Consider the following 22,736-nt stretch of genomic DNA (forward strand, 5'->3'; position numbering starts at 1 on the left):
TGCGACGCTTTGCGCGCCAAGGGGGCGTGAATGGGCATGGCAAGGGGCGCGTTTGCGGCCTATAATGCGGCATGATTACAGAACTCGGACATTTCGCCCTGATCCTCGCCTTTGGTGTGGCCGTTTTTCAAACGGTGGTCCCCCTGATTGGTGCCTATAAGCGCTGGCCTGGCTGGATGGCCGCCGCTGAACCTGCGGCTGGCGCGCAATTTGCCCTGACAGCGTTGGCTTTTGGCGCATTGATGTGGGCGTTTGTAACTTCGGATTTCTCGCTGCGTTTAGTGGTGCTCAACAGCCACTCGCTAAAGCCGATGCTGTATAAAATCAGCGGCACATGGGGTAATCACGAGGGGTCTATGCTGCTCTGGGTGCTGATCGTATCGCTGTTTGGCGCGATGGCCGCGTGGTTCGGCGGTAATCTGCCTCAAAGCCTCCGCGCCCGTGTGTTGGCCGTTCAGGCAGCCATTGGGGTCGCATTCTATGCGTTTATTCTGTTTACCTCGAACCCGTTTTTGCGCCTCGCGACGCCGCCCTTTGATGGGCAGGATTTGAACCCTCTGTTGCAAGACCCCGGATTGGCCTTTCACCCGCCGTTCCTTTATTTGGGCTATGTTGGCCTGTCGATGACGTTCAGTTTTGCCGTTGCCGCGTTGATCGAAGGGCGGGTTGATGCCGCATGGGGCCGTTGGGTGCGCCCGTGGACATTGGCGGCCTGGATTTTCCTGACTATCGGTATCGCGCTTGGGTCCTGGTGGGCCTATTACGAGCTGGGCTGGGGCGGTTTCTGGTTCTGGGATCCGGTTGAAAACGCGTCCTTTATGCCATGGCTTTTGGCGGCTGCGCTGTTGCATTCGGCCATCGTGGTGGAAAAACGCGAAAGTTTGAAAAGCTGGACGATCCTGCTGGCGATCCTTGCGTTTGGGTTTTCGCTGATCGGGACATTTATCGTACGCTCGGGCTTGCTGACGTCAGTCCATGCTTTTGCGAACGATCCCGAACGCGGGGTGTTTATCCTGATGATAATGGCGTTCTTTATGGGCGGTGCTTTGGTGCTGTTTGCAATGCGCGCATCGGCTCTTGAGGCGAAAGGCGTGTTCAGCATTGTCAGCCGCGAATCTGCTTTGTTGGTGAACAACGTGCTGTTGGCTGTTGCGTGTTTTGTCGTGTTCATCGGAACGATGTGGCCTCTGTTGGCCGAGATGTTCTTTGACCGCAAACTAAGTGTGGGTCCGCCGTTCTTTAACGCGGCCTTCACGCCCTTCATGGTACTGCTGGGGCTGGTGTTGCCAATCGGATCGGCGATGCCTTGGAAACGTGCGCAGATCGGTCGTGCGCTGAAACCGTTGCGCTATGTTTTCGTGCTGGCCGTGACGCTTGGTGGTTTGGCCTATGTGATACAGACGGGCCGCAGCCTTTTGGGCCCGGTTGGGATGTTCTTGGGCGCATGGATCGTTATGGGCGCTGTTGTTGATCTATTGGGCCGTACGGGGCGCGGGCAGGGGCGGTTGCGCCGTCTGTCACGGTTGCCGCGCGCTGATTGGGGCAAGCTGACCGCCCATGCCGGGCTTGGCGTGACCATGGCCGGGATCGCTGGCCTGATGGCTTGGAATATCGACGATATTCGCGCGGCGCCCATCGGCGGGACGATCGAGGTCGGCAGCTATACCGTTCAACTCGATAATGTAGAACGATCGCAGGGGCCAAACTATGTGGCGACCACCGGCTATGTGACCTTGTTTCAAAACGGCGCAGAAATTGCGCAGTTGCGCCCGGAAAAGCGGTTCTATCCCGTTGCGCAGATGCCGACGACCGAAGCGGCCATCGACTATAATCTGCTGCGCGATGTCTATGTGGTGATCGGCGATGAACAAGATGCCGGTGGCTGGGTGATCCGAACCTATATCAAACCCATGACAAACTGGATCTGGATCGGTTGCGCGCTCATGGCTTTGGGCGGTTTGCTTAGCCTCTCGGACAGACGGTTTCGGGTGGCCGCAGGTGCTGCCAAACGCACAACGCCAGTGCCGGCAGAATGAGGGCGCTTTTGATCGCATGGATGCTGCTGGTTACACCGGCTTGGGCGGTGCAGCCGGATGAAATCCTTTCAGATACGGTACTTGAGGAACGGGCGCGTGATCTGTCTAAGGGGCTGCGTTGCCTTGTGTGCCGCAACGAGAGCATCGACGAAAGCAACGCCAGCCTAGCCCGCGACCTGCGAATTTTACTGCGTGAAAGGTTGGTTGCGGGGGATAGCGACCAAGAAGCCGTCGATTTCATCGTTGAGCGTTACGGCGAATATGTGTTGCTCAATCCGCCTGCGTCGGGGTCAACCTGGCTGCTATGGGGGGCGGGGCCGCTGATGCTATTGTTGGCGGCGGGGTTGGGATACGGCTATTTGCGCAGCCGGTCTGCGGCCCCTGCACCGGATCAAACCCCGCTTAGCCCCGAAGAACAGGCCCGTCTGGACGATATTTTGAAAAGGTAACGCGTGGTTTTACTGGTTCTGGGGGCAGCATTGGGTACAGTGCGACAAACCTGCAGATTGGACCTTACTGATGGACTACCAGACCTTAACCTATGACGTAACCGACGGCCTTGCCATTATCACCCTGAACCGTGCCGATAAGATGAACGCGCTGACCACCCAGATGCGCGCCGAGATCGAGCACGCCTTTACGCAGGCGGGCAAGCAGGCGCGTTGCGTGGTTCTGACAGGTGCGGGTCGCGCCTTTTGTTCCGGTCAGGATCTGGGCGACAGCAACGGCGGTGCCGCCATGGATCTCGAGCGGACGTTGCGCGATGAATACGCCCCCATGCTGCGCGCAATTGCGAGTTGCCCTGTGCCTACGATCGCCGCTGTTAATGGGGCAGCAGCGGGGGCGGGGGCCAATCTGGCGCTGGCCGCTGATGTGGTTATCGCGGCGGAAACGGCCTATTTTCTGCAGGCATTTACCCGGATTGGCTTGATCCCGGATGCTGGCGGCACATACACGCTGCCGCGTCAGATGGGCATGGCCAAGGCGATGGGGGCCGCTCTTTTTGCCGATAAGATCAGCGCCCGTCAGGCCGATGATTGGGGCATGATTTGGCAAGCCGTTCCAGACGCGGAATTCGACGCCTACTGGCGCGCCAAGGCCGCGCAATTGGCAAGCGGTCCGACCCAAGCCTATGCATCAACCAAGAAAGCGATCCGCGAAAGCTGGGATAACTCCTACGAGGATCAACTTGCGCTGGAGGCACGTGAACAAGGCAAATGCGGCCAATCGCGTGATTTCAAGGAAGGCGTTATCGCATTCTTGCAAAAGCGAATTGCCAAGTTTGAAGGGCGGTAAACGTCGTTTCTAGATTGACCGTTCGATCAGCAGAACGTCGTCGGGGTGTAATGTGGGGCGCGATGTACAGGCCACCACAGCCACGGCGACGCCATCGGCCAGAACCGTTTGAACCGAGCTGGATACCTTTTTCACCGTGATGTGTGGGGGTGTCTGGCCTTTGTTATAGATGACAGCGATTTGATCGCGATTATGATGGTTGTCCCGGACGAAAGACCCCTGCGGGCAGTTCTGTTTCAGCGCATCAACCGATTTCAAACTGGTCGCTTTGTCCCATTGTAGATCAGCCTCTGAATCCAATACTGCCATCGCTGCCACCCTGTGTTTCGTGCTCTGGAACAGGCTCAGACCCATGAAAATCAGGGCGATTTTCAATAAGAAGATGCGCGGCCCCCGCCGATTTCCCGTAGTTTATTGGCCGTCACCGAGTTGGGTCAATCAACTTGCTTCATTGTTCAACACGGGGAAACAAAAACGCTAAAGCACGGCGGTCTTGGCGGCTTGGTTTCGAAATGATGAAAAATGGACGGAAACAATCGCCGTTCGTGGGCGGGTTTGATCACCTTTGCTGCCTTGGGTTGATTCGAATTATGTCGAATAACTGCGTATTTTGGAGCTGCTCTGTGTAAAGGGCTGAGGCAGGGTGCAGGTCCGCCAAAAAAAACGCCCCGCCAAACGGCGGAGCGTTAAAATCAAATCGGCGCTGAAATCAGCGGTTTTCGATATCGATGTAGTCGCGTTGGTTTTCGCCCAAATACAGCTGGCGGGGACGGCCAATTTTAAGCTGTGGATCGCTAATCTGTTCTTTCCACTGAGAAATCCAGCCAACGGTGCGCGCCAAGGCAAAGATTGGCGTGAACATCGAGGTCGGAAAGCCCATGGCCTCGAGAATGATGCCGGAATAGAAATCAACGTTCGGGAACAGTTTCTTTTCTGCGAAATACGGATCTTCCAGCGCCTGTTTCTCAAGTTCCTTGGCAACCTGCAGGATCGGATTATTTTCAACGCCCAGTAGTTCAAGAACTTCGTCGGCGCTTTCCTTCATCACGGTCGCGCGGGGGTCAAAGTTTTTGTATACGCGGTGGCCAAAGCCCATCAGACGGAACGGATCGTTCTTGTCCTTCGCCCGTGCAATAAACTCTGGAATGCGGTCCGGCGTGCCAATTTCCTTGAGCATTTCAAGACATGCCTGGTTCGCACCACCGTGGGCAGGGCCCCAAAGACAGGCGATACCGGCAGCAATACAGGCAAACGGGTTCGCACCCGAGGACGAGGCCAAACGCACAGTCGATGTCGACGCGTTTTGTTCGTGATCGGCATGCAGGGTAAAGATGCGGTCCATCGCGCGGGCGAGGATCGGGTCAACCACATATTCTTCGGCAGGGACGGCGAAACACATACGCAGGAAATTGCCTGCGTAGTCGACATCATTGCGTGGATAAACAAAGGGTTGGCCGATGGTGTACTTATAGGCCATGGCGGCGATTGTCGGCATCTTGGCGATCAGGCGGATCGTCGCGACCTCGCGCTGATGGGCGTCGTTGATGTCGGTGCTGTCATGGTAGAATGCGGACATTGCGCCCACAACGCCGACCATGATCGCCATCGGGTGCGCGTCACGACGGAAGCCACGGAAGAAATTAATCATCTGCTCGTGGATCATGGTGTGGTTGGTCACCAGGTTTTCGAATTCTTCCAACTGCGCTGGCGAAGGAAGCTCGCCATAAAGCAGCAGATAACACACTTCGAGATAGTGCGACTGGCTGGCCAGCTGATCGATAGGGTAGCCGCGGTGCAGCAATACACCTTCGTCGCCGTCAATAAATGTAATGGTGCTGTCACAGGCAGCCGTCGACGTGAAGCCCGGGTCATAGGTAAAGACGTTCGCCTGCGCATAAAGCTTGCGAATATCCATGACATCGGGGCCAACCGTCGGGGAATGAATGGGTAATTCAAAGCTTTTTCCGTCGATGGTCAACGTTGCTGATTTTGTATTCTCGGCCATGAAGTCCCTTTCTACCGTTGGCGGTGTGCGTTTTGCCCACCGTCCGGCACCCGCCTGAATTGGCGTGTGCGTTGTGTTATCTCGCGCTTAGTTGAGATTTGCTTAAGCATCCCTCAATTAGCTGCATCCTGCAATCTGGCAAGGCTTTCATCACGACCCAAAACCAGCAACATATCAAATACCGATGGGGTTGCGGCCCGACCGGCAAGCGCCGAGCGTAAAGGCCCGGCCAGTTTGCCAAATTTGGTATCATGTGCGGCGGCAAAGCCGTTCAGCGCGTCTTCCAGCGTTTCTCGGTCCCAAGTAACATTCTGCAACTGCGGCGTCAATTCTATCAGTATACCACGGGATACATTGTCTAAATTCTTTGCTGCTTTCTCATCGGGTACGATGGGGCGGCTTGCAAGGATAAACTGTGCTTTATCAAGGAGTTCAGGGAAGGTTTTGGCGCGATCTTTCAGGCAGTACATCGCCCGCTCTAGCCCGTCACCTTGTTGCGACGTTAGGGCAGGACGGCCTGCTGCGCTCAGATAAGCCTCGATCTCTTTCCGCAACGCAGCGTCATCTGCGACGGCAATATGCTGCCCACAGATGCTTTCCAGCTTTTTCAGGTCAAACTGGGCCGGGCTTTTGCGGATACCGTCCAGATCGAACCATTCTTTGGCCTGCGCATCGGTGAAAAATTCGTCGTCGCCATGGCTCCACCCGAGGCGGGCAAGGTAGTTGCGCATGCCCGCAGCAGGATAGCCCATGGCCTGATATTCTTGCGCGCCCAAGGCACCGTGACGTTTGGATAGTTTCTTGCCATCAGGGCCATGGATCAGCGGGATATGCGCCCAAACCGGCACGTCCCATCCCATCGCGTTATAGATCATCATTTGGCGCGCGGCGTTGTTCAGGTGGTCATCGCCACGGATCACATGGGTCACGCCCATATCATGGTCATCAACGACAACGGCCAGCATGTAGACGGGGCTACCATCGGAACGTAACAAAACCATGTCATCCAACTGGTCATTGCCGATTTTCACATCACCCTGCACACGGTCGCGAATGATCGTCTCGCCACTTTGTGGTGCTTTGATGCGTACGACGTAAGGCGCGTCAGGATGGGTCGCTGGATCTGCATCGCGCCACGGCGAATGATAGAGCGTGCTGCGACCTTCGGCCTTTGCTGCGTCGCGGAACGAGGCGATTTCTTCTTGGGTCGCGAAACATTTATAGGCCTTGCCAGCGGCAAGCAGCTCGAGCGCGACCTCGGCGTGACGGGCTGCGTTCTCGAACTGGCTGACGACATCGCCGTCATGATCCAGCCCCAGCCAGGCCATCCCCTGCAAGATCGCATCAGTGGCTTCGGGCGTATAGCGGGCGCGGTCCGTGTCTTCGATCCGCAGCAGAAATTTGCCGCCCCGACCGCGCGCATAAAGCCAGCTGAACAGCGCAGTGCGCGCACCGCCGATATGCAGATAGCCGGTCGGTGAGGGGGCAAAACGGGTGACGACAGGCTGTGTCATGGGCGGCGTCCTTTCAGAAGAAATGGCACGGAAATCCCCTTGGGCGGGGAGCCGTTTATCATTTGCTAACCATGCTGCGGCTAGCGTTAGGGTCTATCTATCTAGTGCGAGGATCGGGGGCAAGTATGGGCCTGATGCAAGGTCTATCGCAGATGATGTTGCAACAGCGCGGACATCTGTTCGGCTGGGTGCCCGTTTGCCTTGCCTGCGGTATTGGCTGCTATTTCACGTTGACCTTTGAACCGGCGCTGCCGGTCCTGATAGGGTTGGGCACAGGGGCATGGATGTTGATCTGGGCGCAGCGGTTCCTGCCCGAGACAATCAGCCCCCTCGTGGTGGCGCTGGCGTTGGGATTGATCGGCTTCGACTTGGCCGCCCTGCGCGCCCATGCGGTTGGTGGGCCGGTCTTGGGGTGGCGCTATTACGGCGCAATCGAAGGGCGCATCGTCGGGATCGACCGTAGCCAGTCGGACGCCTTGCGCCTGACCTTGGACCGCGTGGTGTTGGACCGTGTTTCCCGCGCCCGCACCCCGGCGCGTGTACGGGTATCCCTGCACGGCGATCAAAGCCATAGCATCGCCGCAGAGCCGGGGTTGCGGGTGATGACAACAGGGCATTTATCGCCCCCCAGTGGTCCGGTTGAACCGGGTGGTTTTGATTTTCAACGCCACGCGTGGTTCGCGCGGCTCGGCGCTGTGGGCTATACCCGCACCCCGGTGTTGGGCGTCGCAGTGGCATCGCACGGCCGTGCCGGTCTGCTGGTCTTGCGCGTACGCATGGCGGCATCGGCGCGGGTGCAGGCGGCCCTTGAGGGGGACATCGGCGGTTTTGCGACAGCAATTACAACGGGGGATCGCAGTGCTATCAGCCAAACCGCCCTTTTTGATCTGCGCGCCAGTAACCTCGCGCATCTATTGGCGATTTCCGGTCTGCATATGGGTCTGCTCAGCGCCGTTGTTTTTGGCGCACTACGGTTGGTGCTAAGCTTGATCCCGTGGGTTGCCCTGCGTTGGCCCACCCGCAGTATCGCAGCTGCGGGCGCGCTGATTGCAGCTACGGGATATCTGGCGCTGTCGGGCGGGAACGTGGCGACGGAACGTGCATTTGTTATGGTTGCCGTCGCATTAGGCGCGTTGATGTTAGGGCGGCGCGCGCTGAGCCTGCGCGCGGTTGCCATTGCCGCGACGATCGTTTTGACCCTCAGGCCAGAGGCCTTGATGGGGCCGGGGTTTCAGATGTCTTTTGCGGCGACCACGGCATTGGTGGCCGTCTTCGGTTGGCTGCGCGAAGCTGATCTGTCACTGGGCCCTAAATGGCTCGCTCCGGCGGTAGCGACCTTTATTTCATCTGCTGTCGCAGGGCTGTTCACCGCGCCGGTGGGGGCAGCGCATTTCAACTCGATTGCGCATTTCGGTTTGATCGCGAACCTGCTGTCGGTGCCGTTGATGGGCCTACTGGTCATGCCTGCGGCGGTCGCTGCATTGGTTATGGCCCCCTTGGGGCTCGACCACTTGCCCCTGTGGATCATGGGGCTCGGACTGCGCTGGATCTTGGGCGTGGCGGCATTCGTGGCTGATTTGGACGGGGCGCGGGGCCATGTCAAAGGGCCGGGTGTTTGGGTGCTGCCGCTGATGGCGCTTGGGTTCTTGTGGCTGCTGTTATGGCAGGGGCGCTTGCGCTTTGCGGGGATCGCGGCGGTGGTCTGGGCATTCGTCCTTTGGCATCAGGCGGCGCGGCCTGCTGTTTTGATTGCCGATAGCGGTAATCTGGTGGGAATCATGACAGCCCAAGGCCGCGCGCTGAGCAAGGCCAAGGGCGCGGGATTCGTTGCCCGCAACTGGTTAGAGAATGACGGCGACGGTGTAGAGCAGGAGGAGGCTGCCGCGCGGTGGGGGCCAAGTATGCGGATTGGGGGGCAAGAGATCATCCACCTGTCGGGCAAACGCGCGGCCGCGGCCTTTGGTGGATGCACGGCGGGGCAGATTGTCGTGTCATCGGTGAAAATCGACCGCAACATTGGTGACTGCGTGATCCTTGACCCGGCGCACCTGCGCAAGACCGGCGCAATCGCAATGTCGATAAACAACGGTCAGCTTGAAATGCAAACGGCCCGCCAAATGGCGGGCACGCGGCTATGGACGCAATGGCCAGACAGGTAGTCTGGCCAATGGTTGCGATTAATAAGTGCGGATCAAGCCCACCAAGCGGCCCTGAACTTTGACCATATCCGACGGAAAAACCCGCGTCTCGTAAGCGGGGTTCGCCGCCTCAAGCGCGATTGAGCTTCCGTGCCGTTTGAAGGTTTTCAGCGTAGCCTCGTGATCCTCGACCAGCGCGACCACAATATCACCGTCATCCGCGACAGATGTTTCGCGGATCACCACCACATCACCGTCATTGATGCCCGCGTCGATCATCGAATCGCCTTTAACCTCAAGGGCATAGTGTTCGCCGCTGCCGCTGATCATATTCCCCGGCACGGCCACAGAATGGGTCATCGTGGTAATCGCCTCAATCGGGACACCGGCGGCGATCCGGCCCATCATCGGAACATCGGTTGACGATCCTGACACCGACTGTGCGGCGGCGGGCGGCGGGCTATCGGGCCGGTCGCCATCAATAACGCGCGGGGTAAATCCGGAATTTGGCAGACCGCCCATGCTATCTGGTAATTTTACCACTTCGATGGCGCGGGCGCGGTGGGCCAGACGGCGGATAAACCCGCGTTCCTCAAGTGCTGTAATCAAACGGTGGATGCCGGATTTCGATCGCAGGTCCAATGCCTCTTTCATCTCGTCAAAGCTGGGCGGTACCCCATCGCGTTGAACGCGCTTGTGAATGAAAGCCAGCAGGTCGAGTTGTTTTTTCGTCAGCATCCGAACGTTCCCTGAGATTATTGGTTTGGGTTTGTTCTAGTGATGTTCTTGTTTTGTGTCAACGCTACAGCGCGATGCAGTCCATCATATCGCCAGATTGCCGTTCCGGATCGCCAGCTGGCCGGATCATCAACACGTCGGCCTGTGCCAAAACGCTGAGCAGTGAACTATCTTGATTGCCCTCGGGGAGGACCGCACCACCCTTGACTAAGGCGCGCATATAATGGGCGCGCGGCCCGCCTTGGGGTAAATCCACGGCCAACGGCAGGGACAGACGAGGGGCTGAGCCGGCGGGCAGGCCAAGCATTTTGCGTACCACTGGTGCCACAAACACCACACCGCAGACCATCGCCGACACAGGGTTGCCGGGCAGTCCGATCATCGGTGTATTCGCGAGCATTCCCGCCATCAGCGGTTTGCCCGGGCGCATCGCGACCTTATAGAACGACTGCTCCATGCCCATTTCGGCGGCGACAGGAGCGACCAGATCATGATCCCCGACCGACGCGCCGCCAATGGTAATGATCAGATCGGCCGCTTGGGCGATCTTGAACGCTTGGGTCAGTGACGGCACCGTATCGCGGGCAATCGGTATCATCCGGCAGCGCGCGCCAAGTTGTTCCAGCATGGCAGCAAGGCCATAGGTGTTGGAGGCGATAATCTGATCGGGTCCCGGCATCTCACCGGGCTGCACCAGCTCATCCCCCGTCGCAATGATCGCGATCTGGGGCGCGATGTGAACGGGCACCTCGGCGATATTCATCGCGGCCAGCAAGGCAATATCGGCAGGGCGCAAGATGCGTGGCGCATCCATCGCATCGCCCGCCTTAAAGTCGCCGCCTGCGGGGCGGATGTTGGTTTTGCCATCAATATCATGCCCGAGCATGAGAAGGTCGCCGCGCCGCGTCGTATCCTCTTGAATGACAACGAAATCGGCCCCCTCGGGGATCGGCGCACCGGTGAATATCCGCACGGCCTGACCGGGTTTTACGACGCCATCAAATCGGTGCCCGGCTGCCGCTTCGCCAATCACCTTGAACATGGCGTCCGGCTCAACCTCGGCTTGGCGCAAGGCATACCCATCCATCGACGACGCATCAAAGGGCGGCTGCGATCGGTTGGCCGTGACGTTTTCCGCCAACACACGCCCCGCAGCATGGCGCAAACTGACCTTTTCAACGCCCATGGGGGCGACAAGATCAAACAGGTTTGACAGGGCGTCTTCGACCGAGATCATGGTGTGGCCTCTGCTGTGATTTGGTCTTTTTCCCAATCGGCGTATGTTTGGCCGGTGGTTGCGTGCTTCCATGCTGTCCGCCCATTGATTGAGCGTCCGGTTACTACCGCCCCGGCGGCGCTTGGGCTTGAAAAGGCAAAATCTTGTTGAAAAACTGCAAAGATGTCGTCAATGGCAAGAGTGCCGTTATCAACGAGGTCTTCGTGGATTTTTCTATAGTGCTGCACAGCGTTGGCAGCACCAACCCAACTGCTACGTGCCCGAGCGCCTGCCTGCACAATCCATTCGCCATCGCGCAGGATCGCTTCAGCATACAAATCGTGTTTAGGCGTTTGTAAAATGAATCGCTCCTCTGAAGGCTCCGCTGGGCGTGCTACAACGTCAGAAGCTTTCGGCGTACTGCGGGCCTTGTTTAAAAATATGTCGACCCGTATCGCCGGCAACACAATCCCTAGCGTTTCCAGGAAACTCTCCATATTTGCCTGTGCGGCTTCACTTAGGCTGCTGCGCGTAGGAGTATTGCCATTTTCCAAGGGCATCGATCCGATTTGGCGGGCGATTTCTACCAAACGGCTTTCTAAGTATTTCACATGAGCCTTGTGCAGCAAATCCCCAGTCGTGCTGATGCAGACCGCACTATCCCACCAATCTTTGTTGGTGATGTGGCCACGCATACGCTCTGCGATATTCTCAGCCTCACCGATATAGGCTAACGGGCTGCCGTCTTGCTCGCCGATCAGCACATAAACGCCAGTATGCTGCGCTTCTGGACGGCGTAACGCTTCGCGAAATTTGGTGCGAGGGAAGCGCAATACATGCCCTGTCCAGTTGAAGACTTCTGCCGTCAACATGCCGTCGGGCAGCCCATCGATAAAGAACAGCTCAAGTGATCGAGCATCCATAATCAACTCGCCTCAAAACGGCCCGACTTGCCGCCGTCTTTGAGCAACACGCGCAGGCCGCCGATTTCCATGGCTTTGTCCACGGCTTTGGCCATGTCATAGACGGTCAGCGCGGTGACGGATGCGGCGGTGAGGGCTTCCATTTCGACACCAGTTTGGCCGGTCGTTTTCACGGTCGCCTCAATCCGGATGCCGGGCAGGTCGGGGTCGGGGGTCAGTTCGACCGAGACCTTGGTGATGGGCAGCGGGTGGCACAGCGGGATCAGGTCGGCTGTACGCTTGGCGGCCATGATGCCAGCCAGTCGTGCAACGCCTAAAACGTCACCCTTTTTTGCACGGCCTTCGGTAATAATATCAAAGGTTTCGGGCTGCATCTTGATGTGGGTTTCGGCCACTGCGATCCGCGATGTCACAGGTTTGTCCGAGACATCAACCATATGGGCATCACCCTTGCCGTCAAAATGCGTGAGGGCCATTTACATGCCTCCGGGACGCAGCGGATTGGCAAGCAGCGTTCGGGTGGCCGTTTCGACATCGTCCTGGCGCATCAGGCTTTCGCCGATCAGGAAAACACGCGCGCCAAACTTGGCCATTTCCGACAGATCGTCTGGCGTGTTCAGTCCGGATTCCGACACGATCATCTTGTCCATATCGACGTATTTCGACAGGCTGCGGGTCGTATCCAGCGACGTCTCGAATGTCTTGAGGTTGCGGTTATTGATGCCGATCATCCGGCTTTTCAGCAGGGCGGCGCGGTCAAGCTCGGCTTTGTCATGGACCTCGATGAGCGCATCCATACCCCATTCGTCGGCAGCTTCCTCAAGTTCGTGGGCCTGCGCGTCGCTGACCGATGCCATGATAATCAAGATGCAATCGGCCCCGAGGGCGCGTGCCTCGGCGACCTGATAGGTGTCGTACATGAAATCTTTACGCAAAACGGGCAGGGTGCAGGCCTCGCGGGCGGCGACGAGATAGTCTTTGGCCCCTTGAAAGCTGGGGGTGTCCGTCAGCACAGACAGGCATGTCGCCCCGCCTGCGGCATAGGCGGCGGCCAATGTGGTGGGGTCAAAATCGGCACGGATCAACCCCTTGGAGGGGCTGGCTTTCTTGATCTCGGCGATCAGACCGTATCCTTCGCGGGCGGCGTCAAACAGGGCGTCGGCAAAGGGGCGCACGGGGGATGCGGCACGGGCGTCCGCCTCGACGGCCTCAAGTGGCTTTGCGGCTTTGTCGGCGGCGACCTCTTCCAGTTTGTAGGCTTTGATCTTGTCTAGGATGGTATCTGTCATGATGTCTCCGGGGTTGCCCAGTTTATGGCGCTTTGGCCTTGTGCCTGCAACCAATCATTGCTGCGCGAAAATGGGCGAGATCCGAAAAATCCGCGCCGTGCCGACAACGGAGACGGGTGCGCGGTTTCGATTTTCAGGTTCGCCTGCGGGTCGACGTCTTTGCCGACTTTCTGCGCATGTGCGCCCCATAGCAGATAGACGCGGGGGCGATCAGACAGGCGGTGCAAAATTTGCGCGGTCAGGATGTGCCAACCCAGTTTCGCATGTGCGCCTGCCGTGCCTGCGGGCACCGTCAAGGTGGTGTTCAGCAATAATACCCCCTGTTGCGCCCAAAAATGCAGGTCTGCGTTGGCAGGTGCTGCGCCAATGTCATCGTTCATTTCTTTGAAAATGTTAGATAAAGACCGGGGCAGCGGGCGGGTGTCCGCCTCGGCCGAAAAAGCCAGCCCATGCGCGTGGCCGGGCGTAGGATAGGGGTCTTGGCCCAGGATAACCACACGCGCATCATCGGGTTGGGTCTGTTGCAGGGCCGCAAATACCTGATCACGTGGCGGCAGGATCGGCCGTTCGTCTTGCGCCAATGCAGCTTCGATTGCGGGCAGGGTATCGTCGAAAAACGGCAGATCGCGCCATGCGCCAAGGGCGGATAGATCAAACATCAACCTGCGTTCGAAATACGGGCCACTTGGGTGATCTTGTCGCGGGCGGCCCCGCTGTCAATGCTGGTGCGGGCCATGTCGACGCCGGTTTTCAGATCAGGGGCCGCATCCGCAACAACCAAAGCCGCAGCAGCGTTCAACAGCACAGCATCGCGGTATGCAGACGGCTCGCCATCCAGCAAGGCATTGAACGAAATCGCGTTTTCTTCGGGGGTGCCGCCAACGATATCCTCGAACGGATGCACGGGCAGGCCTGCGTCTTTCGGTGTGATCTCGAATTCGGTGATCGTGCCGTCGGGGTTCAGGGCCGCGACCCAGCTTACGCCTGTGATCGTTAGTTCGTCGGTGCCGTCCGATCCGTGGACCAGCCATGCTTTCTCGGACCCTAAAGCACCAAGGGTTTCGGCCATGGGCCGGATCAGATCGCGGCGATATGCGCCTGTCAGTTGACGTTTCACGCCCGCGGGGTTTGTCAGCGGGCCAAGGATGTTGAATATCGTGCGGGTGCCCAGTTCGGACCGGGTTGGCATCACATGGGCGATGGCAGGATGGTGCATCGGGGCCATCATAAAGCCGATCCCGGCCTCGTTCAGGCAGGCCTCAACCACCTTGGGGCCAACCATGACTTTGAGGCCCATCTGCGTCAACGCGTCCGCCGCACCAGATTTGGACGACAGATTGCGATTGCCGTGCTTGGCCACAACAACGCCAGCCCCCGCCACAACAAAGGCGGTCGCGGTTGAAATGTTCAAGGTGCCTTTGCCATCACCGCCGGTGCCGACAATGTCCATCGCGCCCGCCGGTGCGACGACGGCGTTGCATTTCGCGCGCATCACATGGGCGGCGGCGGCGTATTCGTCCACCGTTTCACCGCGCGTGCGCAGGGCCATCAGAAAACCGCCGATCTGGCTTGGGGTCGCCTCGCCGTCAAACAAGATGCCAAAGGCTTCTTCGGCCTGATCACGGGTCAGGGGGCCATTCGCTGCCGCGTCGATCAACGGTTTGAGACGTTCGCTCATGCTGGTACCTTTACGAGATCAAGGAAGTTTTGAAGCATTTTGTGACCATGCTCTGAGCGGATGGATTCTGGGTGGAACTGAACCCCGTGCAGGGGCAGTTCACGGTGCTGCAGGCCCATGATGGTGCCATCTTCCAGTTCGGCCGTGATTTCCAGACAATCGGGCAATGTCGCGCGATCAACCACCAGCGAATGATACCGCGTCGCCGCAAAGGGCGAGGGCAGGCCAGCAAACACGCCTTTGCCCGTGTGGTGCATTTGCCCCATCTTGCCGTGCACTATGTCATCGGCGCGGACAACTTTGCCGCCGAACGCCTGGCCAAGCGTCTGGTGCCCAAGACACACGCCAAACAATGGAATGCCAGCGCTTGCGGCAGCTTTGGTGAGCGACAGACAGATGCCCGCCTGATCCGGGTCACAGGGGCCGGGCGACAGGATAATGCCTGCGGGGTTCAGGGCGATTGCGTCTTGCACCGAAATGGCATCATTTCGCCGAATATCGACGTCAGCCCCCAAATCGCCTAGATAGTGCACCAGATTGTAGGTGAAACTATCGTAATTATCTATCAGTAGCAGCATAAGGCAATTCTTTGTATTCAGGCGGGGTTTTGGGCTAGAGGAACGCCGCCAAACCACAGTACAATGTTCGCCAATACATGTTCAGGCTTAAGAGCCATCGTCAAGGGTGCCAGACCCGCGCAGGGGCCGATGCAGGAACAAATAGCAGGAGTATTTCAGCCATGATACGCGGATTTCTAGGGGGTATCTTGATCGGAGGGGCGTGCAGCGTTGTCTTGGCGGGTATCATATCGTTTTTTATCCCCATCAGCACCGCGCCCGAAATCGTCGATACAGGTCCTGTAGAAATCGATATGGTTGCCCCTGCAAGCGATGTTGCGGTGATACCGGAAATGGATGATCCGCAACCGGTGGCAGAGCCTGTCGTGACGATGGAACCCCCTGCAGAGGACGGTCTGGACGATGTGGCAAGCGAAATGGCGACGGCCCCGCTGACACCGCCCGAGATGGTTCAAACGGTCGAAGCGCCGACACCGGCGGCGACAAGCACAGCGCCAGAGATTTCCGGCGATGATCCTGTACTGCCCAACCCCATGGCCTTGGCCCCGATGGAGCCACAAGCGCCTGATGCAGTAGAGGTGGAAACCCAAGCCGCGGCTCCCCTTGCCATCGCCACACCGGAACCCGAGGTGGAAGAAGCAGCTGCTGAGGTGCCCGAGCAACCCGCGCCAGCTACCGCTGACGCGGCGGCAGAGACGGAACCGACCGTCGCGCCGATGGCGCTGCCCAAGATCAAGACCGTTGTCGTTGGGGCGGAAGAAACCCCAACCGAGCAGCCTGAGACGCGCCGCGCCTATAGCGCCTTGCCCGCAGATGCCCCGACTGCGTCGGATGCAGAGCAGCCGCAACCGACCGACAAAGTTACGGTTAACCGTCTGCCGACTGCCAATTCGGAGGGGGAGATTGACGCGGGTACAGATAAATTACCAACAGTGCGCCCGATTGAAATATATGGCCAAGCCTTTGCCAACGAAGAACAAAAACCGTTGATGAGCATTCTGCTGATTGATCAGGGCAGCGATCTTGACGGCAGTGAAGTTGGCATCGCGGCCTTGCGTAGTTTTCCATATCCTATCAGTTTTGCCGTTGATGTTGCCTTGCCGGACGCGACGCAACGGATGGAGATTTACCTCGCCGAAGGTTTTGAAGTCTTGGCGATGGTGGACCTGCCCGAGGGCGCAGAGCCGTCAGACGCCGAGACGACCCTGGCCGTTGCGTTCCAGAGGATGCCGCAGGTTGTTGGTGTCTTGGAAGGGGTGGGCGCAGGGCTGCAGCCTAACCGCGACGTCGCGGATCAGGTGACCGAGATTTTGGCACAAGGCGGGTACGGTCTGGTCAGCCAGGACAAAGGGCTGAACACGATGCCAAAATTGGCCGTCAAAGAAGGTGTACCTGCATCCCCGATTTTTCGCGACTTTGACAGCAAAGATCAGACAGCTACCGTGATCCGCCGCTTTTTGGACCAAGCCGCGTTCAAGGCAGGGATCGAAGGATCGGTGATTATGCTGGGCCGGATGCGTCCCGAAACAATCTCGGCGTTGCTGGTCTGGGGTTTGCAAGACCGCGCGAACCAAGTCGCTTTGGCACCGATCTCGGCTGTCTTATTGGCCCCAAGCGACGAGTAACGCTAGATAATTTCGTCTTCGTCGAACAGCGGGTCGCTTTCCAGCTGGGTGATCATATCCTCGACCGTGTCGGCAACGGCGCGGGGCATCAGCTTGGCCAGATGAAAAACCGCGTCCCCCTCGTTGACCACGGGCAGGATTGCGCGGCCGATCAGGATGCCGTCAAAGGGTGCGAGGATGTCTTCCTCGGTCTTGCCAAAGGGGTCCGATACCGTGGCAAGCGCATCGCCTGCCTTGACGGTTTCGCCCTCGGCACGAAAGGTGCGCAGCAGCCCGCCCACAGGCGCGCGCAGCCAGGTCGAACTGGAACAGACATGCGATTGACGGCGTGATTGCGCGATACCTTTGGCGGGCAACATGTCTTCGGCACGCATCACACGCAAAATACCAGCGACACCGGCACGCACGGCCATTTCGTCAAAGCGCAACCCTTCGCCGGCCTCGTAAAGCAACACAGGCGTGCCCTTGGCCGACGCAACCGCGCGCAACGATCCGTCGCGCAGGGGGGATGTCAGCACAACCGGAGCCGCGAAATTGATCGCCATGCGTCGCGTGATCGGGTCAAGGGGAGAAATGCGGACCTGCGGCAGGTTGGTGCGGTGGATCGCGGCGGAATGCAGGTCGATCCCGAAGTCACAGCGCAGCACCACATCATTCAGGAAAATATGCGCCAGCCGCGACCCCAGTGACCCGGAAGGGTGGCCCGGGAAACAGCGGTTCAAATCGCGGCGGTCGGGCAAATAACGTGATCGGTTCAGAAAGCCAAAGGAGTTCACCACGGGGATCACCAACAACGTCCCGCGGAGGGTCTTGAGCTGGGGCGTGCGAAGCAGACGGCGCACGATCTCGACCCCGATCAATTCGTCGCCATGCACAGCGGCGCTGACGAACATGGTGGGACCGGGGCGTTTGCCGTGGATCACTTCAAGCGACAGGCCAACAGGGGTGTGATCGGGCAGGATCGAGATCGGCAGATCGACTTGTGCACGGGTGCCGGGGGCAACCTTTTGACCAGCGATTTCAAAAGGGTCGCGGCTTGGCATTCCTAGCTGTTGCCCCGCCCTGAGAACCGTGCCGCATCCGCAGCTGCACGGCGGATCGCGTCGGATTTATGCACGGTTTCCATATATTCCGCTTCGGCGTCACTGTCATAGACCACGCCGCCGCCGGCCTGAATATACAGGGTTTTATCCTTGATCACGGCGGTGCGCAGGGCGATGCACATATCCATATCGCCGCCCGCACTAAAGTATCCGACACCGCCACCATAAAGCCCGCGCTTTTCCGGTTCCAGCTCGTCTATGATCTCCATCGCGCGAACCTTGGGCGCGCCTGAAACCGTGCCCGCAGGCATGCCCGCAAAGAACGCATCCAGCGCATCGCGGTCATCGCGCAGTTCACCCACCACGTTCGATACGATATGCATCACGTGGCTATAGCGTTCTACGATAAATTCCTCGGTCGGCCGCACGGTGCCAATCTTGGCGACACGGCCCACATCGTTGCGGCCCAGATCCAGCAGCATCAGATGCTCGGCCAGTTCTTTTTCATCGGCCAGCAGATCGGCCTCTAGCGCGCGGTCTTCCTCGGGAGTTGCCCCGCGACGACGGGTGCCTGCGACGGGGCGAATGGTGATTTCCTTGCCAAAAACCCGGACAAGGATTTCAGGGCTGGCCCCGACGACATGGAAGTCGCCAAAGTTGAAATAGAACATGAACGGCGACGGATTGGTACGGCGCAGACTGCGATACAGCGCAAAGGGCGGTTGCGAGAACCCTTGCGCCCAGCGTTGCGACGGCACCACCTGAAAAATGTCGCCCGCCACGATATAGTCGCGCGCCTTTTCGATGGCCGATTTATACCCTTCACGGGTGAAATTGCTGACCGGGGCGGATTCTTCATGCGCTTCGCCCAGATCACGACTGGTGCCGGGCATGGACCGTTCCAGATCGCGCACGGCATCCATCACACGTTCACCTGCCTGAGCATAAGCGGCCTTGGCGGATTGGCCGTCAGACACCCATGCGGGCGATACGATTGTCACCTCGCCTTTGACGCCGTCGAGCACCGCAATCACCGAAGGGCGCACCATCATCGCGTCGGGCAGGCCCAGCGTATCAGGGTTCACATTCGGCAGATGTTCAACCAAGCGGATCATGTCATAGCCGAGATAACCGAACAGGCCAGCCGCAGCTTGGGGCAGGTCGGCGGGCAGGTCAATTTTCGATTCCGCGATCAGCCCGCGCAAGGTATCCAGCGGGTTGCCGGGCACGTCCTCGAACGCGTCACCATCATAACGCGCCGCGCGGTTCACAGCCGATGTCGTGCCATTGCAGCGCCAGATCAGATCAGGCTTCATCCCGATAATGGAATAGCGCCCGCGCACTTCGCCGCCCGTGACGGATTCAAGAACAAAGGCGTTTTCCGCCGCTCCCGTCAGCTTGAGCATCAAAGATACAGGCGTATCCAGATCAGCTGCCAGACGGGTATAAACGATCTGGTTTTTGCCTTCCGCATATCCTGCGGCAAAGCTGTCATAGTCAGGGGTCAGTGACATGGTCGGCCTTCGTTACGGGAAGTTCACATGGACGGCGTTAAGCGCCTGTTGATCGACGGTCGGACCTGCGCGGCGCACAACGTCGCTTGCATAAATCGCAAAGATATCTTGGCCAAGCTGTTGATCCAACTGACCGGATAGCTGCGCCAGAAGCTGTTGATTTTGTGCGTTTTCCTGAGGGTCGGCAACGGCATCAACCCGCAAGATTACAACAGCACTCTCGCCATCGATGACGCGAATATCGCCGACTTCAGCATCAAAAACCGTCGTCATCATATCCGCAGGTGCCCCGTTGATCAGCGCGTCGCGGGTCATATCAGTTTGCACTTTGGGCGTTAGTCCCAGAGTTTCGAAATCCGCACCATTCGCAAGCTCGTCCTGCAGCGTTTCGGCTTGCGCGTGCAGCGCTTGGGATACCTGATCGGCGGTCCATGCGGCCACAACGTCCGCACGCGCATCGTCAAACGGGTTGGCGCGTTCCTCTAATGTGCCGTCCAGACGCATGGCAAACACGCTGCCGTCTTCAAGCTGATCGATCTTGGGAAAATCATCGGCGGTCAGGGCTGCGGCTGCCTCGCGGAACCCGGCATAGGCGGCGATGTCTTCGTCGCTGTCTTGGGTCCAGTCGATCTGGCCAAGGGTCATTTTGCTTTCCTCGGCCAGCTGTTCAAGCGTGGCACCGCCTGCAAGCTGATCATCTAGATCGCGTGCGCGGACTTCGACCTGACGGATGGCACGATCACCGGCAAGGTCTTGTTGCAGGGCAGGGCGTGCTTCCTCGAATGTGGTGTTGAGAGATGGTAAAATTCCGTTGATTCTGAACAACGCAGGCCCAAGGTTCGTAGGCACAGGCCCGACAACATCATTCACGTCGCCTGCGAATATCGCCTCACCAGAGGCACCCAGATCCTGCTGGGCGACATCACCCAGATCCACATCCTCAAGGGTCAGGCCGCGGTCCAAAACGAGGGCCTCAAAGGTGGTGCCATTGACCTCAAGCGCGGCGGCGGCTTGGTCGGCGCTGGCCTGATCGCCAAAGACCAGCCGTTCCACCAAACGACGTTCAGGTTGGATATACTCGGCGGCACGATCCTCGTACGCCTTTTGCAAATCCGCATCCGATACTTCGATCTCGTCCAGCAGATCACCGGGGGTCATCAGCACATAGGTGATGGATTTGCTGGCGGGCAGCATAAACTGATCGGTGTTTTCGTCGTAATAGGTCTGCAATTGCGCGTCGGTGGGTGCTGGCACAGGCTCGGCGAGATTACCCTCGTTCAGGCTGGCCCAGGTAAAGCTGCGTTTCGCGCCAACATAATCGACAAGGGTCTTGGCATACGCATCTGGCATGGCAACGCCGCCCATGATTGCATTTTGCAACAGGGTGCGGCCCGCTTCTTCACGCAGGGACACCTCGAATTCGGCTTCGGTCAGGCCGGATTGCTGCAAGGCAAAACGATAGCCCTCGCGGTCAAAACCACCGTTGATCCCTTGGAACGCAGGGATTTCCACGATCCGTTCGCGCAGGTTTTCATCGCCAATCGACAGGCCCATCTGGTCGGCCTCGTTATCAAGGGCGCGCAGACGGACAAGACGCTGCAAAACCGCACGGTCTAGACCAATGGCCTGAGCCTGTTGAAAGGGCAGGGTTTCACCGGTTTGGGATTCGATCGTGCGGATCTGCTGTTGCAGCTCGCGGGCATAGTTATCGACCGAGATTTCCTTGTCACCAACGATCCCGACAGTGCGTACATTTCCGGACAGATTAACCGCGCCAAAGCCGCCAAGGCCAAGGATCAGCAGGCCCATCAGTATCCAGACTGCGGTTTTCGAGAGGCTGTTGCCTTTGGCTTTCATGATCTTACCCTTTTCGCGCGTTTCGACCTTACTATGCGGTGCGCGGCAGGGGGGCAAGAGGGCCGTTAAAGCTGGGCCATCCTGTCAAACAACACGGCAATTCCGTCCGTATCCAGATTGGCAAATGCGATCCGCAATTGGCAGGCACCGTCCGGATCACCCAGAGGGTAAAACATCGTGCCGGGCAGGCACAAAATACTGGCCTTGCGCACCATGCGCTTCGCTAACTGATCTGAGCGCTCCTTAAAGGGGTGCTCAAGATAGGCGAAATAGCCACCGAGCCCCAAAAGCTTCCACCCTTTGGCGGTCAGTTTGGGCATGTTGTCGGTGATCGCCCTGCGCCGCGCCAGAATTTCGTCGCGCTCGCCTGCCAGCCATTGCGACAGTTTTTGCATTCCCCACAAGGCCGCATGCTGGCCAATCTGACCGGGGCAAATGGCAACTGTGTCCAGAAACTTTTCAACCTCGGCAAGTCGCGATTGCGATGCGATCAGCGCACCCACGCGGTGGCCGGTCAGGCGATACGCTTTGGAAAAGGAATACAGGTGGATCAGGGTGTCGTGCCAATCTGGGTCCTGGAACAGGGCGTGCGGCGGGCCGGAACGGCTGTCAAAATCGCGATAGGTCTCATCCACGATCAGGGCAATGCCATGGGCGCGGGCCAGATCAAAAAATGCCTGAACCAAGGCGGCGGGGTATTCAGCACCGCCGGGATTATTCGGCGTGACGATCGCAATCGCCCGCGTGCGATCTGTAATCAGCGCGGCGGCCGCTTTGGGATCAGGCAGCAAGTCAGCTCCGGTTTTGAGCGCAACCGCGTTCACGCCCGACATATCGAGCCACATTTTATGATTGAAATACCATGGGGTTGGCAGAATGACCTCGTCACCCTCGCTGCACAATGTCGCAATGGCTGCAGCAAATGCCTGATTACAACCGGATGTGATTGCCACCTGCGCGGCATCAATCTGGCCCGCGTAATGATCCGAGGTTTGCGACGCCAGTTCGGCCCGCAGCTCTGGCAGACCCAATACGGGGCCATAAAGATGCGCCTCATCATCCGTCAACGCCACCTGCGCCATGGCTTCGCGCAGGGGCTGCGGGGGCGGATCGACGGGGGCGGCCTGGCTCACGTTGATCAAGGGGCGGTTTGCGGGGAACTCAACGCCCTCCAGCCAGCGGCGTGCTTCCATAACAGGGGGGGCAAAGGTGGAAGCGGTGCGCGTTAACATCGGATGTATCTTCCTGTGATCAAGGGCGGATGCCTTCGGCGAGGATATTTAAGA

20 protein-coding genes are annotated in these 22,736 nt (G+C 58.6%); 5 read left to right on the top strand and 15 right to left on the bottom strand.

What is annotated here, in order from left to right; translation table 11 throughout:
- The first annotated feature begins 71 nt into the window (after positions 1–71).
- From BM347_RS08725 to BM347_RS08735, 3 genes are all read left to right on the top strand, one after another.
- A complete protein-coding gene (locus BM347_RS08725) occupies positions 72–2,036 on the top strand; it encodes a heme lyase CcmF/NrfE family subunit (RefSeq protein WP_093916017.1) in 1,965 nt (654 codons plus the stop codon).
- Positions 2,033–2,485: a cytochrome c-type biogenesis protein gene (locus tag BM347_RS08730; protein WP_093916018.1), complete on the top strand. Its 453-nt coding sequence runs from the start codon at positions 2,033–2,035 to the stop codon at positions 2,483–2,485. Before BM347_RS08725 ends, BM347_RS08730 begins: the two co-directional genes overlap by 4 nt.
- Before the next feature lie 70 nt (positions 2,486–2,555).
- A complete protein-coding gene (locus BM347_RS08735; protein WP_093916019.1) occupies positions 2,556–3,332 on the top strand; it encodes an enoyl-CoA hydratase-related protein in 777 nt (258 codons plus the stop codon).
- Between the two features lie 9 nt (positions 3,333–3,341).
- Here BM347_RS08735 and BM347_RS08740 read toward each other — a convergent pair whose 3' ends face one another.
- The 3 genes from BM347_RS08740 to gltX form a co-directional block, all read right to left on the bottom strand.
- Positions 3,342–3,641: a hypothetical protein gene (locus BM347_RS08740; RefSeq protein WP_093916125.1), complete on the bottom strand. Its 300-nt coding sequence runs from the start codon at positions 3,639–3,641 to the stop codon at positions 3,342–3,344.
- 400 nt (positions 3,642–4,041) lie between these two features.
- Entirely contained in the window at positions 4,042–5,337 is a 1,296-nt protein-coding gene (gltA, locus tag BM347_RS08745; RefSeq protein WP_093916020.1) for a citrate synthase, read from the bottom strand.
- 113 nt (positions 5,338–5,450) lie between these two features.
- Complete coding sequence (gene gltX / locus BM347_RS08750; protein WP_093916021.1) at positions 5,451–6,851, bottom strand: glutamate--tRNA ligase; 1,401 nt, start codon at positions 6,849–6,851, stop codon at positions 5,451–5,453.
- A gap of 125 nt (positions 6,852–6,976) precedes the next feature.
- On the opposite strand from gltX, the gene BM347_RS08755 reads away from it, so the two are divergent.
- Positions 6,977–9,010, top strand: a complete 2,034-nt coding sequence (locus tag BM347_RS08755; protein WP_093916022.1) for a ComEC/Rec2 family competence protein — start codon at positions 6,977–6,979, stop codon at positions 9,008–9,010.
- A gap of 18 nt (positions 9,011–9,028) precedes the next feature.
- Here BM347_RS08755 and lexA read toward each other — a convergent pair whose 3' ends face one another.
- The 8 genes from lexA to BM347_RS08795 all read right to left on the bottom strand — a co-directional run bounded on the left by lexA (position 9,029) and on the right by BM347_RS08795 (position 15,411).
- On the bottom strand, positions 9,029–9,727 hold the full coding sequence (gene lexA / locus BM347_RS08760) for a transcriptional repressor LexA (protein ID WP_093916023.1): 699 nt from the start codon (positions 9,725–9,727) through the stop codon (positions 9,029–9,031).
- A 64-nt stretch (positions 9,728–9,791) separates the two neighbouring features.
- A complete protein-coding gene (locus BM347_RS08765; RefSeq protein WP_093916024.1) occupies positions 9,792–10,964 on the bottom strand; it encodes a molybdopterin molybdotransferase MoeA in 1,173 nt (390 codons plus the stop codon).
- The gene (locus BM347_RS08770; protein ID WP_093916025.1) at positions 10,961–11,866 is read right to left on the bottom strand and encodes a GIY-YIG nuclease family protein; all 906 of its coding nucleotides are present in this window, start codon (positions 11,864–11,866) and stop codon (positions 10,961–10,963) included. The genes BM347_RS08765 and BM347_RS08770 overlap by 4 nt, the downstream gene beginning before the upstream one ends.
- A gap of 2 nt (positions 11,867–11,868) precedes the next feature.
- Complete coding sequence (gene moaC, locus BM347_RS08775; protein WP_093916026.1) at positions 11,869–12,342, bottom strand: cyclic pyranopterin monophosphate synthase MoaC; 474 nt, start codon at positions 12,340–12,342, stop codon at positions 11,869–11,871.
- Positions 12,343–13,155 carry an indole-3-glycerol phosphate synthase TrpC gene (gene trpC, locus BM347_RS08780; protein WP_093916027.1) on the bottom strand — a complete coding sequence of 271 codons (813 nt, stop codon included), beginning with the start codon at positions 13,153–13,155 and terminating at the stop codon, positions 12,343–12,345. It abuts the gene before it with no gap.
- Entirely contained in the window at positions 13,152–13,814 is a 663-nt protein-coding gene (locus BM347_RS08785) for a uracil-DNA glycosylase (RefSeq protein WP_093916028.1), read from the bottom strand. Before BM347_RS08785 ends, trpC begins: the two co-directional genes overlap by 4 nt.
- Positions 13,814–14,833 carry an anthranilate phosphoribosyltransferase gene (gene trpD, locus BM347_RS08790; protein WP_093916029.1) on the bottom strand — a complete coding sequence of 340 codons (1,020 nt, stop codon included), beginning with the start codon at positions 14,831–14,833 and terminating at the stop codon, positions 13,814–13,816. The genes BM347_RS08785 and trpD overlap by 1 nt, the downstream gene beginning before the upstream one ends.
- A complete protein-coding gene (locus BM347_RS08795) occupies positions 14,830–15,411 on the bottom strand; it encodes an anthranilate synthase component II (protein ID WP_093916030.1) in 582 nt (193 codons plus the stop codon). The genes trpD and BM347_RS08795 overlap by 4 nt, the downstream gene beginning before the upstream one ends.
- A gap of 161 nt (positions 15,412–15,572) precedes the next feature.
- Between BM347_RS08795 and BM347_RS08800 the strand changes: the two genes are divergently transcribed.
- Positions 15,573–17,036, top strand: coding sequence for a divergent polysaccharide deacetylase family protein (locus BM347_RS08800; RefSeq protein WP_093916031.1), 1,464 nt, complete (start codon positions 15,573–15,575; stop codon positions 17,034–17,036).
- Between the two features lie 2 nt (positions 17,037–17,038).
- On the opposite strand, the gene BM347_RS08805 is transcribed toward BM347_RS08800, so the two are convergent.
- From BM347_RS08805 to BM347_RS08820, 4 genes are all read right to left on the bottom strand, one after another.
- The gene (locus tag BM347_RS08805; protein WP_093916032.1) at positions 17,039–18,079 is read right to left on the bottom strand and encodes a succinylglutamate desuccinylase/aspartoacylase family protein; all 1,041 of its coding nucleotides are present in this window, start codon (positions 18,077–18,079) and stop codon (positions 17,039–17,041) included.
- 2 nt (positions 18,080–18,081) lie between these two features.
- Positions 18,082–19,593: an anthranilate synthase component I gene (gene trpE / locus BM347_RS08810; RefSeq protein WP_093916033.1), complete on the bottom strand. Its 1,512-nt coding sequence runs from the start codon at positions 19,591–19,593 to the stop codon at positions 18,082–18,084.
- Between the two features lie 12 nt (positions 19,594–19,605).
- On the bottom strand, positions 19,606–21,450 hold the full coding sequence (locus BM347_RS08815; RefSeq protein WP_093916126.1) for a peptidyl-prolyl cis-trans isomerase: 1,845 nt from the start codon (positions 21,448–21,450) through the stop codon (positions 19,606–19,608).
- 65 nt (positions 21,451–21,515) lie between these two features.
- Positions 21,516–22,643, bottom strand: coding sequence for an aminotransferase (locus BM347_RS08820; RefSeq protein WP_245764231.1), 1,128 nt, complete (start codon positions 22,641–22,643; stop codon positions 21,516–21,518).
- Positions 22,644–22,736 lie beyond the last annotated feature (93 nt).

This window comes from Sulfitobacter marinus (assembly GCF_900116285.1).
In the GTDB taxonomy this organism is placed as follows: Bacteria; Pseudomonadota; Alphaproteobacteria; order Rhodobacterales; family Rhodobacteraceae; genus Sulfitobacter; species Sulfitobacter marinus.

Coding starts and splice junctions, on each gene's coding strand:
- trpE (WP_093916033.1), bottom strand. CDS start 19,593: ATGTCACTGACCCCTGACTATGACAGCTTTGCCGCAGGATATGCGGAA.
- gltX (WP_093916021.1), bottom strand. CDS start 6,851: ATGACACAGCCTGTCGTCACCCGTTTTGCCCCCTCACCGACCGGCTAT.
- BM347_RS08740 (WP_093916125.1), bottom strand. CDS start 3,641: ATGGCAGTATTGGATTCAGAGGCTGATCTACAATGGGACAAAGCGACC.
- BM347_RS08765 (WP_093916024.1), bottom strand. CDS start 10,964: ATGATCTCGGTCGAAGACGCCCTGTCAAACCTGTTTGATCTTGTCGCC.
- BM347_RS08755 (WP_093916022.1), top strand. CDS start 6,977: ATGGGCCTGATGCAAGGTCTATCGCAGATGATGTTGCAACAGCGCGGA.
- BM347_RS08795 (WP_093916030.1), bottom strand. CDS start 15,411: ATGCTGCTACTGATAGATAATTACGATAGTTTCACCTACAATCTGGTG.
- BM347_RS08815 (WP_093916126.1), bottom strand. CDS start 21,450: ATGAAAGCCAAAGGCAACAGCCTCTCGAAAACCGCAGTCTGGATACTG.
- BM347_RS08730 (WP_093916018.1), top strand. CDS start 2,033: ATGAGGGCGCTTTTGATCGCATGGATGCTGCTGGTTACACCGGCTTGG.
- BM347_RS08820 (WP_245764231.1), bottom strand. CDS start 22,643: ATGGAAGCACGCCGCTGGCTGGAGGGCGTTGAGTTCCCCGCAAACCGC.
- BM347_RS08785 (WP_093916028.1), bottom strand. CDS start 13,814: ATGTTTGATCTATCCGCCCTTGGCGCATGGCGCGATCTGCCGTTTTTC.
- BM347_RS08735 (WP_093916019.1), top strand. CDS start 2,556: ATGGACTACCAGACCTTAACCTATGACGTAACCGACGGCCTTGCCATT.
- lexA (WP_093916023.1), bottom strand. CDS start 9,727: ATGCTGACGAAAAAACAACTCGACCTGCTGGCTTTCATTCACAAGCGC.
- gltA (WP_093916020.1), bottom strand. CDS start 5,337: ATGGCCGAGAATACAAAATCAGCAACGTTGACCATCGACGGAAAAAGC.
- BM347_RS08725 (WP_093916017.1), top strand. CDS start 72: ATGATTACAGAACTCGGACATTTCGCCCTGATCCTCGCCTTTGGTGTG.
- moaC (WP_093916026.1), bottom strand. CDS start 12,342: ATGGCCCTCACGCATTTTGACGGCAAGGGTGATGCCCATATGGTTGAT.
- trpC (WP_093916027.1), bottom strand. CDS start 13,155: ATGACAGATACCATCCTAGACAAGATCAAAGCCTACAAACTGGAAGAG.
- BM347_RS08805 (WP_093916032.1), bottom strand. CDS start 18,079: ATGCCAAGCCGCGACCCTTTTGAAATCGCTGGTCAAAAGGTTGCCCCC.
- BM347_RS08770 (WP_093916025.1), bottom strand. CDS start 11,866: ATGGATGCTCGATCACTTGAGCTGTTCTTTATCGATGGGCTGCCCGAC.
- trpD (WP_093916029.1), bottom strand. CDS start 14,833: ATGAGCGAACGTCTCAAACCGTTGATCGACGCGGCAGCGAATGGCCCC.
- BM347_RS08800 (WP_093916031.1), top strand. CDS start 15,573: ATGATACGCGGATTTCTAGGGGGTATCTTGATCGGAGGGGCGTGCAGC.